We start from the raw sequence: 15393 nt of genomic DNA on the forward strand, positions 1-15393 counted from the left end.
TGCCAGAGTCTGCGCATGCTCGAGATCACGGTGCAGACGGAGAACGGGGAGCGGCACGTCGGTGTGTCCGCCGAGGAACTGGCCGGACTGGTCCGGCGCATCGGGGGTGACGGCGACCTGTTCCTGGTGATCGAACGGATACCGGATGTGCCGGACGTCTTCGCGCAGGTGTGGCACGCGCACGGGGACGACTACACGCTCGAACACCGCGACGGCGCGGCCGACCGGCACTTCGCGACGAGGACCGAGCAGGTGGAGACCGCGATCGCCGCGCTGACCGGCTGGGCGCGCCGGGAGCAGGGGTGGGACGGCGGTCTGGACTGGTCGCCGCTGAAGCTGTGATCCGCCCGGCAAGCGCCGTCCCTCCGGCCGGCTGTCGAGAAACGGCCCGCCCCCGGCACGGTGCGCCGGGGGCGGGCCGAACGCTGCGCCTGCGGACGGTTCACATGGCCAGGACGGCGGTCAGATGGTCGGGTCCTGGGCGCAGGCCGCCGCCGGCCTGTCCTGCCCCGCCTTGTCCGTACCGGCGGCCCCCGTCGACGACAGCACCACCTTCGACGCGCGGCGCTCCCGGTCCAGGTAGCCGCCCGTCGCCGCGAGGGCGAGGCCGATCACCGCCAGGGCGGCGCCGACCAGCGTGGGCGAGGACCAGCCCCAGCCGGCCGCGATGACCAGGCCGCCGAGCCACGCGCCGCCCGCGTTCGCCAGGTTGAAGGCGGAGTGGTTGGACGCGGCCGCCATCGTCGGCGCCTCGTGCGCCTTGGCCATCAGCAGCATCTGCACCGGCGTGGTGATCAACGAGCTCAGACCGCCCGTGATCGTGATGACGATCAGCGCCGGCACCAGATGACCGATGACGAAGTGCAGCGTCAGCAGCGCCGTGGCGAGCAGCGCGAAACCGCCGTACAGGGTCGGTCGCAGCGCACGGTCGGTGAGCGGTCCGGCGACGAGCGTGCCCAGCGTCATGCCGACGCCGAACAGGGCGAGGACCAGGGTCGTGGAGGAGTCCGAGAGGCCCGTGAGGTGGGTCAGCATCGGCACGAGATAGCTGTACATCGCGAAGAAGCCGCCGAACCCGACGACCGCCGTGACCAGACCCAGCAGCACCTGCTTGTTCTTCATGGCGCGCAACTCGTGCATCACACCGGCCTGCTCGCCCCGCGGCTGGTGCGGAACGAGCCGCACCAGCGCCGCGAGCGCGAGCACGCCGATGACGGCCACCGCCGCGTACGCGAACCGCCAGCCCAGCTGCTGCCCGAGTGCCGTCCCGGCCGGGACGCCGACGATGTTGGCGACCGTGAGGCCGAGGAACATCATCGACACCGCCCGCGCCGCCCGGTCGGGCGCGACCAGCCGGGAGGCGACCACCGCGCCGACCCCGAACAGCGCCCCGTGCGGAAGCCCCGCCAGGACACGCGCCGCGAACAGCAACTCGAAGTTCGGCGCGAGCGCCGAGGCCACGTTCCCGACGACGAACACGCCCGTGAGCATCAGCAGCAGCCGCTTGTGCGGCACCCGCGCGCCCATCGCGGTCAGCAGCGGCGCGCCGATCACCACACCGAGCGCGTAGGCGGAGACGACGTTGCCCGCGGTCGGCACGGACACCGCCAGACCCTCGGCGATCTGGGGCAGGAGCCCCATGGAGACGAACTCGGTCGTGCCGATGCCGAACGCGACGACGGCCAGGGCGAACAAAGCCAAGGGCATGGCGAAGGGGAACCTTCCGCGTAGGAGCCGGGTGAGGGCGCCCACCGCGCGGCACCGCGGCGCCGGACGTCGTCCGGTGACAGCGGTGCGTGGGTCGGTGGGGGCGGTCCGGCGCCGGTCCTCGTCGTCCGGGCGTGGTTGCCGCGTGCCCCAGCCTGCCAGATCCCCCTACGGGTGAGGAAACCGGGCGGCACAACCACCCCCGCTGTGCGCCGGGACTCCCGTCGCCGTCCCGGTCCTGGACGCCTACGCTCGAACAGAGGTGGGCGCAGGCGGCACCGGGGGCACGAACCCGGAGGTGACAACCGTGCGTGTCTCGACGATTCAGCTGGCCGTGGAGGCGTCGGAGTCCGCGGACGAACGCCGCCGGAGGGCAGCCGGGGCAGTCCGCTCCCGGGCCGGCGACGACCTGGTCGTCCTCCCCGAACTGTGGACGGCCGGCGCATGGGCGTACGACCGCTGGGACCAGGACGCCGAACCACTGGACGGCCCCACCGCCGAGGCCATGTCGGCGGCCGCCCGTCACGCCGGCACATGGCTGCACGCCGGCTCGATCGTCGAGCGGGACACCGACGGCACCCTCTACAACACCGCGCTCCTCTTCGACCGGGGCGGCAACCTGCGCGGCCACTACCGCAAGATCCACCGGTACGGCTTCGACACCGGCGAGGCGACCCTGATGGGCGGCGGCCACGACATCGTGACCGTCCCCGCGGACTTCGGCGTGATCGGCCTCGCCATCTGCTACGACCTCCGCTTCCCCGAACTCTTCCGGGGACTGCTGGACGCCGGTGCCGAACTGATCGCCGTCCCCGCCGCATGGCCCGCCGCCCGCCTCGCCCACTGGCGGCTCCTCACCCGCACACGCGCGCTCGAGGAGCAGGTCTTCCTGACGGCCTGCTGCGCCACGGGCGAGCACGGCGGCATCGAGCAGGGCGGTCACAGCACGGTCGTCGACCCGTGGGGCGAGGTGCTCGCCGAGGCGGGCCGCGACGAGCAGGTGGTGACGGCGGACGTCGACATGGCGGAGGTCCTCCGGATCCGCTCCGCCCTCCCCGTACTGCGCGACCGCGTCCTCGGCGTCGCCCCAGCCGCCGGCCGCTGACCGGCACCACGGGCCGTTGCGGCACCACCGGCCGCCTCCGCCCCCCCGGAGGCTCAACCGCGCCCGCCGTGCAGCACCCCCAGCAGCTGCGTCACCGCGTCCGCCACGGCATCCCGCGCCGGACCGAGGTACCTGCGCGGATCAACCGTCGACGGATGCGCGTCCAGGTAGCTCCGTGCGGCCCGCGTGAACTGCTTGTTCAGGTGCGTGGAGACGTTGACCTTGGTCATGCCGGCCGCCACCGCCCGTACCAGCTCCGCGTCCGCCACGCCCGACGAGCCGTGCAGCACCAGAGGCACGGCGACCGCGTCGCGCAGTGTCGCGACGAGGGCGAAGTCCAGCACGGCGTCCCGGGTGGTCATGGCGTGCGAACTGCCCACCGCCACGGCCAGCGCGTCGACCCCGGTGGCGGCGACGAAGTCCCGCGCCTCCGCCGGATCGGTCCGCACCCCGGGCGCGTGCGCCCCGTCCTTCCCGCCGACCTCACCCAGCTCCGCCTCCACCCACACGTCCCGGGCGTGGCAGTACTCCGCGATCTCCCGGGTGGCGCGCAAATTCTCCTTGTAGGGGAGTGCGGAGGCGTCGAACATCACGGAGCAGCAGCCGAGCCGTACCGCCTCGTGCACGAGATCCGGGGACTGCGCGTGGTCGAGGTGTACGGCGACGGGGACGCGCGCCGCGCGCGCGACGGCGAGGGTCGCCAGCGCGATCGGTTCGAGGCCGCCGTGGTACCGCACGGTGTTCTCGCTGATCTGGAGGATCACCGGACGGCCCGCGGCCTCCGCGCCGGAGACGATCGCCTCGGCGTGCTCAAGCTGCACCACGTTGAACGCCCCGACACCGACACCGGCGCGGGCGGCGGGGCCGACGATGGCGTCAGTGGGACTGAGGGGCATGGACGTCCTCCACGGTCACGGCGGTCCGGAAGCGTGCGCAGGTGACGGCGATCGGGGCGACGGTGCGCATCACGGCCGCCCGCCCTCCGCCCGGGGACCGGAGCCCGCCCGCTCAGGCACGACCGTCCTCGAGCACGACGGACCGCGTGAGGTTGCGGGGCCGGTCCGGGTCGTAGCCGCGCGCCTCGGCGCAGGCCACGGCGAGCCGCTGCGCGCGGATCAGATCGGCGAGCGGGTCCAGGCCGGCCGGCGCGCCCGCGGAGTCCGCGACCAGAGTGCCGCCCACCCGGGCGACATCGTCGGCCAGCCCCTCCGGGAGCCGGCCGAACGCCCACGTCACGCGCCCGGGACCGGTGATGCTGATCGGGCCGTGCCGGTACTCCATCGCCGGATACGCCTCCGTCCAGGCGCCCGCCGCCTCCCGCATCTTCAGCGCCGCCTCCAGCGCCAGCCCACAGGTCCAGCCCGTGCCGAGGAACGTGAACTGCTCCGCGCCCGGCACGGCCGGGTCGAGGGTCTCGTCCACGGCCCGTTCGGCGTCCCGGACGGCCGCGTCCAGCGGCAGGACACCGGCGGGCAGAGCGCCCTCCGACTCCAAGTGAGCCCGCAGGAGCGCCAGGTTGGCCGTGGCGAAGCGGGTCTGGACGACCGACTCCTCGTCCGCGAAGTCCAGGACGGCGACGGCGTCGGCCGCGTGCATCACCGGGGTGTCCGGGTCGGCGGTGACGGCGCCGGTCGCCACGGTGCCCTTCAGCCGGTGCAGCAGGTCCAGCACCTCGGTGGTGGTGCCCGACCGCGTGATGGCGAGCACCCGGTCGTAGTGCCGGCCGGCGGGGAACTCCGAGGCGGCGAAGGCGTCGGTCTCCCCGTGGCCGCCGCTCTCGCGCAGCACGGCGTAGGACTGGGCCATGAACCACGAGGTGCCGCAGCCGACGACGGCGACACGCTCACCCCGCCGCGGCAGGGCGTGCGCCTGCTGGGGCAGGGATGCTGCGGCTTGGCGCCAGACGGCGGGCTGGGAGGCGATCTCGGCCGAGGTGCGGGACGAGTTGATGGCGGACAAGGCGATGTGCTCCTTCAAGACCGGGGGAAGGGGGCCGTTGCATGCGTGAAGATGCTCAATCAGTGACATCTGCGAGCAGTAATGAACACCGATCCTGTCGGGAAGTATCCAGGTGGACCGCAGCTCACGTCCATAGGCCGTGATCCGGCCGTTGCCGAAAACAGGGCCGAACGGACTGCGCGGAGACGCGCAGAGTGACCATGTTCCGAGCGGGATCACGCACGGTGTTCCCCTGGCTCACCGCAGCCCGGCGCGTCCCTTACCGTGTGCGGAGCGCAGTACCGAGGCCCGAGGGAGTCCGACACATGTCCAAGCACGATCGGTGGAGCAAGCTGCTGGAACTGCTGGCGGGCGAGGGCAGGATCGAGGTCGACGACGCGGCCGCCGCACTCGGCGTCTCCCCGGCCACCATCCGCCGCGACCTGGACGAGCTCGCCGAGCAGCAGATGCTGGTCCGCACCCGCGGCGGCGCCATCGCGCACGGCGTCTCCTACGAACTGCCCCTGCGCTACAAGTCCTCCCGCCACGCCCCGGAGAAGCAGCGCATCGCCACCGCCGTCGCCGGGATGATCGCCGACGGCGACGTGGTGGGCCTCAACGGCGGCACCACCACCACCGAGGTGGCCCGCGCCCTGGCCCTCAGAGCGGGCGGCAGCCGCGAGGGACGCGGGCGCCGCGACGCGCCCGAGACGTCGGGACCCGTGTTCACGGTCGTCACCAACGCCCTCAACATCGCCGGCGAACTCGCCGTGCGCCCCCAGGTGAAGCTCGTGGTCACCGGCGGTGTCGCCCGCCCCCAGACGTACGAGCTCGTCGGACCGCTCACCGTGGGCGTCCTCAACGAGGTCGTCCTCGACGTCGCGGTCCTCGGAGTCGACGGCGTGGAGCCGGAGTTGGGGCTGATGACGCACCAGGAGGACGAGGCCGGCGTCAGCCGTCTGTTCACCGAGCGGGCGCGCCGCGTCATCGTGGTCACCGACTCCTCCAAGATGGGCAAGCGCGCCTTCGCCCGGATCTGCGGCCTGGACCGCGTCGACGTGCTGGTGACCGACTCCGGCCTGCCCGCCGAGACGGCCGCCCGCCTCACGGACGCGGGCATCAAGGTCCACGCCGTCTGACCACCCCGTGGACGGTGACCCCGGGCGTCAGCCCCGACGGACGCCGCTCACGCGACGGGAGGCATGGCCGACTCACGGGAGTCCAGCCCCGTGCGCAGGTTGACCCAGGAACCACGCGTGAAGTCCGGGTATGCCACCGGACGCCCGCCCGCGGCCAGGGACTTGACGCTCAGCGGCACCGGCGCGCACCAGGCGGCGGAGTCGTACACGTCGATGTCGGGCACCAGACCCGCCCGCATCAGCTGCACGGTGCGCCACTGGAGCACGTAGTCCATGCCGCCGTGGCCTCCGTTGTTCTCATCGCCGACCGTCTTCCACAGCCAGTGGTCGAACTCCTTGCGGTAGGAGTCGAAGTCCCGCCAGGAGTGGCCGCTGTGGTCCGGCTCGACGTAGATCCGGCCCCCGGTCGCCGATGTGCCCGCGTAGTCCTCGAAGATCCCGCGGCTGCCCGCCAGACTGTTGATCCTGCTGTACGGCCGGGGCGAACTCACGTCGTGCTCCGCCCGGATGACGCGTCCCTGAGCCGTGTCGATCAGACAGGTGACGAGGTCGCCGTTGATGTAGGTCTCCTTCCACGAGGGATGGGACCGGTCGACGAAGCGCTCCCGGTAGTCGGCGAGCCCCTTCGGTTCGGTGGCGGTCGCCCGCAGCACGGTCATCCGGTCACCGCGGTTGACGTCCATCGCGGCGGCGATCGGCGCCAGTCCGTGCATCGGGTAGAACGACGCGGTGCTGCGGGTGTGCCACAGCCGCCGCCAGGAGTCGGTGTAGTACGTGTCGGAGAACAGCAGCTCCCGCAGATCGTGCAGATAGCCGCCGTGGCCGTTGGTGACGTCGCCGAACAGCCCGTCGTGCGCCATCTTCAGCACGGCCAGCTCGTTGCGGCCGTAGGAGCAGTTCTCCGACAGCATCAGATGCCGGCGGGTGCGCTCGGAGGTGTCGACGAGGTCCCACAGCTCGTCCAGCTCCGTGGCGACGGGCAGTTCGACGAGGGCGTGCTTGCCCGCCTCCAGCGCCGCCTTGCCCTGCCGGTGGTGGAACTCCCACGGCGTGGCGATGTACACGAGGTCGATGTCGTCGCGCCTCAGCATCCGCGTGTAGGCGTCGGCGGAGCCGCCGTACTCGGCGGGACGCGGCTTGCCCAGGGCGGCCAGCCGGTTCGCCACGGACGTGGCGCGGTCGGCGCGGATGTCGCAGACGGCGGTCACCCGGCAGCCGGGAACGGCGGCCCAGCCCTCGGCCATCCCGGACCCGCGGTTGCCCAGCCCGATCATGCCCACACGGACGGTCCCATGGACGTCGAACGGCACGTCGATCATCGAGCGCTGACCGCGCCGACGCGGGGGAGTGGGCGACGGCAGCGGCGCGTCGGCCCCGGCGGTGCCGGCGGCTTCGGACACCGGAGCGGCGTGCGCCGCTTTGGCGCCGGCGGCCGCGGCGCCGGTGGCCAGCGCGCCTCCCAGCAGCAACCGACGAGAAACAGGGGGGAGTTCGGGCATGAGTGAACGCTCCTTCGATCAGACGACCGGGCATCACTGGCCGCACCGACTCTGGCGGGACCGACGCAGACATGTCAATAGTTGCTCGAAGGGTCGCCACTTCGAGCAGGAACGCGCAAGCAGTCCGTCGCGGACCGCCCCCTTACGCGGCGCACGCCTGGTCCGTGCCGGGGCGCGGACCCGTCCCCCTCCCGCAACGCGCGCCCGCTTCCTCCGGCGGCGCGCGCCCGCTTCATCTCGCCGCGCGCCCGCGGCTCAGGACGACGGCTGCACCGCCCGTGCCCCCTGCCCCGCCGGACGCCTGCGGTAGTCGCCGGGAGCCACCCCCATGACGCGTTTGAAGGCGACACTCAGGGCGCTCTCCGACCCGTACCCCACCGACCGGGCGATCACGGCGAGCGTCGCGCTCCCCTCGCGCAGTTGCCGCGCCGCCAGTTCGATGCGCCATCGGGTGAGGTACTCCAGCGGCCCCTGGCCGACCGCCGTCTTGAAGCGGGCGGCCAGCGTGGAGCGGGACACCGCGGCCCTCCCCGCCAGATCCGCGACGGTCCACTGCCGCGCGGGTTCCCGGTGCAGCGAGGTCAGCGCGGCGGCGACCACCGGATCCGACAGCCCGGCCAGCCACCCCGAAGCGGTGTGCGGATCGCGCGCGAGGTGCAGCCGCAGCACATGGACGAGCATGACGACGGCGAGATGCTCGGCGACCAGGCCCGAGGCCGGCTGCCCGCGGGTCAGCTCCTCGTCGATCGCGTCGAGCGCCCACCGCACCGTCTCCGCGTGCGGGGTGCCGGCCGGGACGTGGACGACCGGGGGCAGCCGGTCGAGCAGCAGTTCCTGGGCGCGGGCGCCGAAGGAGAACCGCCCGCCGACCAGGAACACCTCGTCGCCCTCGCCCGCCCTCGCGATGCCGCCCTCGGCCCGGGCGAACACGGGCCCGGCGGCCACCGGGGCGGTTCCGGGATCACTGCGCAGCGTGAACGGCCGCGGACGGGCGAGGAGATAGCAGTCGCCCTCGGCCAGCGGGATCGGCCCGTCCACCCCGTCGACCTCCAGCAGGCAGGAGCCCCGCCGGACCGCGTTGAACTTCACGCCCTGCGGCGCTTCGAACCGCAGCGCCCAGCGCCCGCCCGCCACCAGGCCCGTGGACAGCTGACTGCGCGTGTCCAGCAGGGTGAGCACGTCCTCCAGCGGATCCATGGCGACCTCCCGATCGGACGACGGCTGAAGAAAGCGGGACGCTCGACAATAGCCCGTCCACCCGGCCCGCCGTAGCGTCGAAGCATGACGACGAACGCCCCGGCCTCCCGCCACCCGCACGACGACTCCGCTCACCCCCTCCTCACCACGCCCTTCACCGCACGCACCGACGCACGGGAGGTGATCGAGGGCGTGGACCTCACCGGCCGCCGCGCCCTGGTCACCGGCGGCGCCTCGGGTCTCGGCGCCGAGACCGTACGGGCGCTGGCCGGGGCCGGCGCCGAGGTCACCGTCGCCGTCCGCCGCCCGGGGGCCGCCGAGCCGCTCGTGCGGGAACTGGCCGCCGTCGACGGCGCCGGTCGCGTGCACACCGCACCCCTCGACCTCTCCGACCTCACCTCGGTCGACGCCTTCGCACGGAACTGGCGCGGCCCGCTCGACATCCTCGTCGCCAACGCCGGCATCATGGCCCTGCCCGAGCGCACCCTCACCCCCCAGGGCTGGGAGATGCAGCTCGCCACCAACTACCTGGGCCACTTCGCCCTGGCCACCGGCCTGCACCCGGCCCTCCGCGAGGCCGGGTCCGCCCGCATCGTGGTCGTCAGCTCGGGCGCTCACCTGAACGCGCCCTTCGACTTCGACGACCCCCACTTCGAGCGGCGCCCGTACGATCCGTGGACCGCCTACGGGCAGTCGAAGTCCGCCGACGTCCTCCTCGCGGCCGGCGCACACCGCTGGGCCGCCGACGGCATCACCGCCAACGCGCTGAACCCCGGCTACATCCTCACCGGCCTGCAACGGCACCTCGACGACGACACGATGCGCGCGTTCGGCGTGATGGACGACGAGGGCAACGTGACCCCGCTGCCGTACTACAAGACGCCCGCCCAGGGAGCCGCCACCTCCGTTCTGCTGGCCGCCTCACCGCTCCTGGAGGGGGTGACGGGCCGCTACTTCGAGGACAACCAGGAGGCACGGCTCGTCACGGACGAGGAGAACCCGACGGGCGGCGTCGCCGCCCACGCCGTCGACCCGCGAGCGGCGGACCGCCTGTGGGAGTACGCGACGGAGGCCCTCCGCACCCCCTGACCGCTCAGGCCAGGGTCCCGCCGTCGACCGAGCCGAGGAACGCGACCGCCCGTCGCGTCAGCAGCCCGGCGGCCTTGGCGTCGTGGGACGGCAGCGAGCGGTCCGCGAACAGGTGCCGGTCCCCGGGGTACAGGAACAGCTCGGCGGCGGGCGCCTCCGCGACCAGCGCGCGGGCGGCGTCGGCGTCCTCGGCGAAGAAGGGGTCGTCCTCCATCGCGTGCACCTGCACCGGCACCTGCTCGGGCCAGGACGCACCGAACTCGGACACCGGGATGCAGGCGTGCATCAGCAGAGCGCCCCGGGCCCCGGCCCGTGTCTGCGCCAGCTTCTGGGCGGGCAGCGCCCCGAGCGAGAAGCCGGCGTAGACGACGTCCCGCGGCAGTGGATCGGCCGCGCGCACACCACGCGCGGCGATCTCACCGAAGCCGACCTGTCCGGCGAACTCCGCGCCCTCGTCCAGCGAGTCGAAGGTGCGCCCGTCGAACAGGTCGGGCGTGTGAACGGTGTGCCCCGCGGCCCGGAGCTCGTCGGCGAAGGCGACCACTCCCGAGGTCAGTCCCTGCACGTGATGGAACAGTACGACCTCTGCCATGCCGAACTCCTCGTTTCTGGCCGCGGATGACGGTGAGCGCTCACGATAATCGAAAACAGTCGAACATCGTCAGGTTTCCCGGAACCCGTCCCTCAAGAGAGGGGCAGGTTTCCTGAAACACGCCTCTCAAGAGGGTGACTACGCCTCACCCCGTCACGCGGACTCGACGGGCAGCCACAGCTCGCAGGTCGCGGTGCTGAAGTCGTCGGCCCGCTCGAGGATCGCGACGATCGAGGGTCCGGGCCGCAGCCGCCACGGGTTGGACGGGAACCACTCGGTCGCGGTCGCCGCCCAGGCGGTCTGGAGCGCCTCCGGGTGCGGCCCGCTGGTCCGGAACACCGCCCACATGCCCGCCGGCACCTCGATGACGTCCAGCCCGTCCGGAACGGCAGACCCGCTGCCGACGGCGACCCCGTGCAGGTAGGTCAGCTCGGTGCCCTCCCGCCCGTCGGGGTCGACGCCGTCGCTGACCTGGAGCAGGCCGGCCGGCTCGGTGTCGCTGAGATCCTTCAGACGCTGGTGCTCCTCCGGGGGGATGGCGGCGATGTGCTGCTGGATGTGCGGGTTGACGCCGCGATGGATGAGCGGGACCCGGGTGGAGTGTCCGACCAGGCGGAACGCGGGGCGGTCGACGAGGCGGGTGTCCATGGGGGTACTCCCTTCGACGGTCAGGCGGAACCTGAGCTGCGGTTGTGTACGCAAGGGGCCCCCGTCGCGGCGCACCTCCGCGGGACCGGCGCCGTGAACCGCCCGGAACGCACGCCCGAACGCCTCCCGCGAGCCGTACCCGTGCCGGACGGCGATGTCCAGCAGGTCGTCCTCGCCCCGGACGACGTCACCGGCGGCGACGGTCATCCGCCGCCTCCGCACGTACTCCGACAGCGGCATGCCCGCCAGTGACGAGAACATCCGGCGCAGGTGGTACTCGGTGGTCCCGAGCCCCGCGGCCAGCCCGCCCAGGTCGAGCTCCTCGGTGAGGTGCTCCTCCACGAGATCGACGAGCTGGTTGAGTGCCGAGATCATGAGGCCTCCTTTCGCCGTCAACCCTGGCAGTGGACCCCCTGACCAGGCCCGACCGTTGCGAACCGATCAGATCACGCACCACCGCGCGGGCCCGGGCTCAGGGCTTCTCACCCCGCGTGTACGGACGCAGGAACGCCCGAAGGGAGGCGTCGTCCGGCGTCTCGACCACCTCGTTGTCGGGGCCCTCCTCGACGAAGCCCGTGCACCAGACCGAGGTCTGCCCGGCCATGCTGTGCGTGCCGACGAGCCGCCCGGTACGGGCTTCGTAGACCCGCATCCGGTACCGGCCCTCGTAGTGGGAGGTCGTCCGGCTCAGCACGCCGGAGGACGTGTACCGGCACGTCTCCAGCAGCACCGCCGCCCCGATCAGCGCCACCACTCCGGCCAGGAAACGCGCTTGTGCCCGCCCCGTCACCCCGTCGACCCTCCGGCCCCGGTCGGACCCTCAGTGCTCGCAGAGCGAGAACTCCCGTTCGTACAGCTGCTCGTTGTGCTCGTCGACGAAGAACTTCCGTTCCCTCATCAGCTCCTCACGGTAGGCCTTGGCCTCCTCCAGCGTCATGGTCGACGTCTCGGCCCACGGCTGCTGTGGCGGCACGTCGGACGTGGAGACGATCGTGCGCGACGGATCGACCAGGAAGAACGCGAGGATCTTGCGGTGACCCGGCCGGGTGGGATCCTGAAGACGGAACGGGCTGACCCGGTGCTGGAGGACGTTCGGGAAGGCGAGGCAGCGTCCCTCCGGCGTGGCCGCCGAGCCGAGCATCTGGTTGAGGGCGTCCTCGTTCTCGAGGCCGTACACCTCCCGCATGCCGTTGTCGTCGTTCTGCGCGTACTCGGGATCGTCGAGCGCCGCCCGGAAGCCGAGCCGGCTCTCGGTGATGTTCTCGCTGTCCCAGTAGTAGAGGCCGGTGGAGACGATCCGCTCGTTGAGCATGCCCTCGACGTGCCAGGATCCGCCCGCGTACTCGGGCTTGTCCGGGGTCAGGTGGATGGTGGCGAGCTTGACGATCACCTGAAGCCGCCGGCCCCTCAGGCTCACCCGGTCGGAGCCCTCGGGCATGTGGGGCGGGGTGAACGCCGGGGCGTCGGGGAGGACGGGCCGACGGTTGTCCCACCAGTCCTCCTCCGCCTCCTCCCACGCTTCGTACGCCTTCATGTACGACTCCTCGTCCTCGAAGCCGTCCCTTTCGGGTTCCGGGACGTCGTACTCGTCGGACTCGTACCACCCGTACGGGTCGACGGTGATACGCAGGGGCCGCGGATGACGCAGATCCGTCAGGACGTTCTCCCACAGCGGCAGCATGCGCGCGAAAAGCTCCGGCAGCACGGCGGCGAGATCACGATGCTTCTCCGGGTGCACGTTGTTCACGTACGAGCGGAAGCGCGCCAGGCCGTCGTCGTCCACGTCGACGTCCGTGGGCAGCCACTGGAACTTCTCCGAGAACTCGTACCGCGAATAGCGGTCCGTCGGGTTCTCCCAGGCCCGCTCCGGCGCCCCGCTCACCTCCCGTACGAGACAGAACAGCGAGGGATGCACGAGGTCGAGCACCTGGCCGTCGGAGCCGGGATGCCAGTCCCGCTCCTCCTCGGGCACCTCCTCCAGCACCCGCACCGCCTCCCGCAGCCGAGCCCGGAGCCCGTCGTCGACGAGCGTGTCGGACTGCCACACCCCGTCCACCGCCGACACCTCGGCACCGGTCCGCTCGTCCCGCAGCGCCGCATAGTGGGCGAGCTCGTCGAGCACGAACCGAACCTGCGCCTCGGTGAGCCCCTGCGCGACCGCCTCCTCGGTCCACCGGGCGACGATGCCGGCATCGCGCATCTTCTCGAACCACCGCGGCTTCGCCCGCAGTTGCGCGCTGCACTGCATCATCTCGATCTCCCGCAGCGTCCGAGGCCTGGCGGACGTCGAGGAACGGCTTGCCTGAAACGGCAACGGAAAAGCGGACAGCCCAGTCAACTCTCTTGACCCTCCCGGTCGGTGACAGCGACCGGAACACTACGGCAGCGGACTGACAGCCCTTACGGGCGGCCGTCCGCCGGGCGCCACTCACGGCGCAGGAGGCCGTAGACCCAGGAGTCGGAGACCTCACCGTTGACGACGCAGTCCTCGCGGAGGGTGCCTTCGCGCACGAAGCCGAGCTTCTCCAGCACCCGCGCCGACGCCCCGTTCCGCGTGTCCACGTCGGCCTGGACACGGTTGAGATCCAAGGTGTCGAACGCCCACCCCAGGACCCCCCGCACGGTCTCCGTGGCATACCCGTGACCCCAGGCCGCGGGGTCGAAGACGTAACACAGCATCGCGCTACGGAAGTCCGGGTTCCAGTCGATGAGACCGCACCAGCCGACGAAGGCTCCGTCGGAGACCCGCTCGACGGCCAGCCGCGCACCCGTGCCTTCCTCCTCCATGGTGCGGCAGACGGAGAGGAAGCGCTGCGAGCGGGCCGGGTCGGTCCACGGAGGGGAGTCCCAGTAACGCAGCACATGAGAGTCGCTGTGCAGTGCGTACAGAGGCGCCGCGTCGGCATCGGTGAACGGCCGCAGTCGCAGGCGTTCGGTGTGCAGTTCGGGAGTGGGCAAGGTCATGCGGAGCATCCTGCCGCGCCCTGCCGCACACCGACCAGCGGTTTACCCGTGACCGGGTCCGCGCCCGCCTCGGCGGACGCGTCGGGACGAACGCCGCCGGGGTCAGCCCAACGTGTCGAGAGCCGTCTCGGCAACGGCCATGAGCGAGGCGCGGTCGGGATTGATGGCCCCCATCACCTTCAGGCCCTGCATCGTCACGACGAGGTAGCGGGCCAGATCGCGCGCGTCACGCGTGCCGGGCAGCTGTCCGGACGCCTGGGCCGAGCTGATCACGTCGCGCAGCGCGTCCTCGATCGAGGACGTCGTCGCCCGCACGTGCGCGGCGACCTTGGGGTCCTGGGTGACGCGCTCCGTCGTGGCGCCCACGATGAGGCACGCCTTGCGGGCGCCGTCCTGGACGATGTCGTCGACCGTCGACACCAGCACCTCGCGCAGCAGGTCACGCGCCGGCGCCCCCGCGCGCAACATGTCGATCAACGGCACGGCGTACAGCTGGCGGTAGCGGTCCATCGCCGCCAGGTACAGGCCTTCCTTGTTCCCGAAGGCCGCGTACAGCGATCCTCGCCCCACTCCGGTGGCCTCCACCAGGTCCTGGATCGAGGTGCCCTCGTAACCCCTGCAACGGAAAGCGTCCATCGCGGCGTGCACGGCCGCCTCGGTGTCGAACTCTCTGACCCTCGCCATGACGCAAGGATAACGTTATGGGAACGAACAGTCAAAAATGCACGGCGGTCCCCGCAGGCGTCTCGACCGCGAGGAGTCCGCCTCCGTGCTCACCTATTCTTGACTGTAAGGTCGCGGCTCGAGACCGCCGTCGCCACGACACAGCCGCGCCGACAGCGACGCACGACCCGAGGAGGGACACCGCATGCACGTCACCTTCGGTGGAGAGACAGGCGACCTCGCCTACGCCTACGTGCGCGAGATCCTGCATCCCGCGATCCTCAACCACAGTGTGCGCGTATGGCTGCTGGCGGATCACCTCGGCCGCCAACAGGACCTGAAAGGGACGGAACGGGAAGCACTGGCGGTGGCGTGCCTGTTCCACGACTCGGGAACGGCGGCGCCGCACGACGGGGCCCAGCGCTTCGAGGTGGAGGGCGCGGACGCGGCACGCGCCTTCCTGGCGGACCACGGCTGGCCCGAGGACCTCGGGCGGCAGGTCTGGGAGGCCGTGGCCCTGCACACCTCCCCGGGCATCGCGGAACGCATGGGCACCCTGCCGAGGCTGGTCAGGCTGGCGGTGCTCGCGGACTTCGGCAGGACCGACCTCATCGCAGCCGAGGGCCGCGCCGAGCTCACCGAGGCGCTGGAACGCCTACCGCGCCTGGACATCGAGACCGCACTCGCCGACGCCGTCGTCGCGCAGGCCCTGCGCGATCCGGAGAAGGCGCCGCCCTCCAGCTGGCCCGGCGGGCTGTTCGCGGCCCACCTGGCGGACGCGGACAGGACCGGCGGCGCGAACCCCGCGTTCTGACGCGGCCGGCCGCACAAGCGGCCCGGTCGCGGTGCGGG

The 15393-nt window shown here is 72.1% G+C and carries 15 protein-coding genes and 1 pseudogene; 5 read left to right on the plus strand and 11 right to left on the minus strand.

Going from position 1 to position 15393, the window contains the following annotated elements:
• Positions 1-15: 15 nt before the first annotated feature.
• Positions 16-339 (plus strand): annotated as a pseudogene (locus tag ACFOSY_RS15020) (DUF6891 domain-containing protein); the annotation flags it as partial.
• A gap of 123 nt (positions 340-462) precedes the next feature.
• Here the strand turns inward: ACFOSY_RS15020 and ACFOSY_RS15025 are convergent.
• The gene (locus tag ACFOSY_RS15025; protein WP_394307296.1) at positions 463-1707 is read right to left on the minus strand and encodes an MFS transporter; all 1245 of its coding nucleotides are present in this window, start codon (positions 1705-1707) and stop codon (positions 463-465) included.
• Between the two features lie 307 nt (positions 1708-2014).
• Between ACFOSY_RS15025 and ACFOSY_RS15030 the strand changes: the two genes are divergently transcribed.
• Positions 2015-2812 carry a carbon-nitrogen family hydrolase gene (locus ACFOSY_RS15030; RefSeq protein WP_394307297.1) on the plus strand — a complete coding sequence of 266 codons (798 nt, stop codon included), beginning with the start codon at positions 2015-2017 and terminating at the stop codon, positions 2810-2812.
• A 53-nt stretch (positions 2813-2865) separates the two neighbouring features.
• On the opposite strand, the gene ACFOSY_RS15035 is transcribed toward ACFOSY_RS15030, so the two are convergent.
• A complete protein-coding gene (locus ACFOSY_RS15035) occupies positions 2866-3708 on the minus strand; it encodes a class II fructose-bisphosphate aldolase (protein ID WP_394307298.1) in 843 nt (280 codons plus the stop codon).
• A gap of 112 nt (positions 3709-3820) precedes the next feature.
• Positions 3821-4771: an SIS domain-containing protein gene (locus ACFOSY_RS15040; protein ID WP_394307299.1), complete on the minus strand. Its 951-nt coding sequence runs from the start codon at positions 4769-4771 to the stop codon at positions 3821-3823.
• Positions 4772-5076: 305 nt separating this feature from the next.
• Between ACFOSY_RS15040 and ACFOSY_RS15045 the strand changes: the two genes are divergently transcribed.
• Positions 5077-5889 carry a DeoR/GlpR family DNA-binding transcription regulator gene (locus ACFOSY_RS15045; RefSeq protein WP_394307300.1) on the plus strand — a complete coding sequence of 271 codons (813 nt, stop codon included), beginning with the start codon at positions 5077-5079 and terminating at the stop codon, positions 5887-5889.
• Between the two features lie 47 nt (positions 5890-5936).
• On the opposite strand, the gene ACFOSY_RS15050 is transcribed toward ACFOSY_RS15045, so the two are convergent.
• Positions 5937-7388, minus strand: coding sequence for a Gfo/Idh/MocA family protein (locus ACFOSY_RS15050; protein WP_394307301.1), 1452 nt, complete (start codon positions 7386-7388; stop codon positions 5937-5939).
• 255 nt (positions 7389-7643) lie between these two features.
• The gene (locus ACFOSY_RS15055) at positions 7644-8585 is read right to left on the minus strand and encodes an AraC family transcriptional regulator (RefSeq protein WP_394307302.1); all 942 of its coding nucleotides are present in this window, start codon (positions 8583-8585) and stop codon (positions 7644-7646) included.
• 84 nt (positions 8586-8669) lie between these two features.
• Between ACFOSY_RS15055 and ACFOSY_RS15060 the strand changes: the two genes are divergently transcribed.
• Entirely contained in the window at positions 8670-9674 is a 1005-nt protein-coding gene (locus tag ACFOSY_RS15060) for an SDR family NAD(P)-dependent oxidoreductase (RefSeq protein ID WP_394307303.1), read from the plus strand.
• Positions 9675-9678: 4 nt separating this feature from the next.
• Here ACFOSY_RS15060 and ACFOSY_RS15065 read toward each other — a convergent pair whose 3' ends face one another.
• The 6 genes from ACFOSY_RS15065 to ACFOSY_RS15090 all read right to left on the minus strand — a co-directional run bounded on the left by ACFOSY_RS15065 (position 9679) and on the right by ACFOSY_RS15090 (position 14562).
• The gene (locus tag ACFOSY_RS15065; protein ID WP_394307304.1) at positions 9679-10266 is read right to left on the minus strand and encodes a dienelactone hydrolase family protein; all 588 of its coding nucleotides are present in this window, start codon (positions 10264-10266) and stop codon (positions 9679-9681) included.
• 153 nt (positions 10267-10419) lie between these two features.
• Positions 10420-11289, minus strand: a complete 870-nt coding sequence (locus ACFOSY_RS15070) for an AraC family transcriptional regulator (protein WP_394307305.1) — start codon at positions 11287-11289, stop codon at positions 10420-10422.
• Between the two features lie 97 nt (positions 11290-11386).
• A complete protein-coding gene (locus ACFOSY_RS15075; protein WP_394307306.1) occupies positions 11387-11668 on the minus strand; it encodes a hypothetical protein in 282 nt (93 codons plus the stop codon).
• A gap of 66 nt (positions 11669-11734) precedes the next feature.
• Positions 11735-13252 (minus strand): DUF4246 domain-containing protein, encoded by a 1518-nt coding sequence (locus ACFOSY_RS15080; RefSeq protein ID WP_394307307.1) that lies wholly within the window; start codon positions 13250-13252, stop codon positions 11735-11737.
• A gap of 62 nt (positions 13253-13314) precedes the next feature.
• On the minus strand, positions 13315-13878 hold the full coding sequence (locus tag ACFOSY_RS15085; protein WP_394307308.1) for a GNAT family N-acetyltransferase: 564 nt from the start codon (positions 13876-13878) through the stop codon (positions 13315-13317).
• Between the two features lie 102 nt (positions 13879-13980).
• Positions 13981-14562: a TetR/AcrR family transcriptional regulator gene (locus ACFOSY_RS15090; protein ID WP_394307309.1), complete on the minus strand. Its 582-nt coding sequence runs from the start codon at positions 14560-14562 to the stop codon at positions 13981-13983.
• A gap of 184 nt (positions 14563-14746) precedes the next feature.
• Between ACFOSY_RS15090 and ACFOSY_RS15095 the strand changes: the two genes are divergently transcribed.
• The gene (locus tag ACFOSY_RS15095; RefSeq protein ID WP_394307310.1) at positions 14747-15355 is read left to right on the plus strand and encodes an HD domain-containing protein; all 609 of its coding nucleotides are present in this window, start codon (positions 14747-14749) and stop codon (positions 15353-15355) included.
• Positions 15356-15393 lie beyond the last annotated feature (38 nt).

It is taken from the genome of Streptomyces lusitanus, assembly GCF_042647945.1.
Lineage (GTDB): Bacteria > Actinomycetota > Actinomycetes > Streptomycetales > Streptomycetaceae > Streptomyces > Streptomyces pseudogriseolus.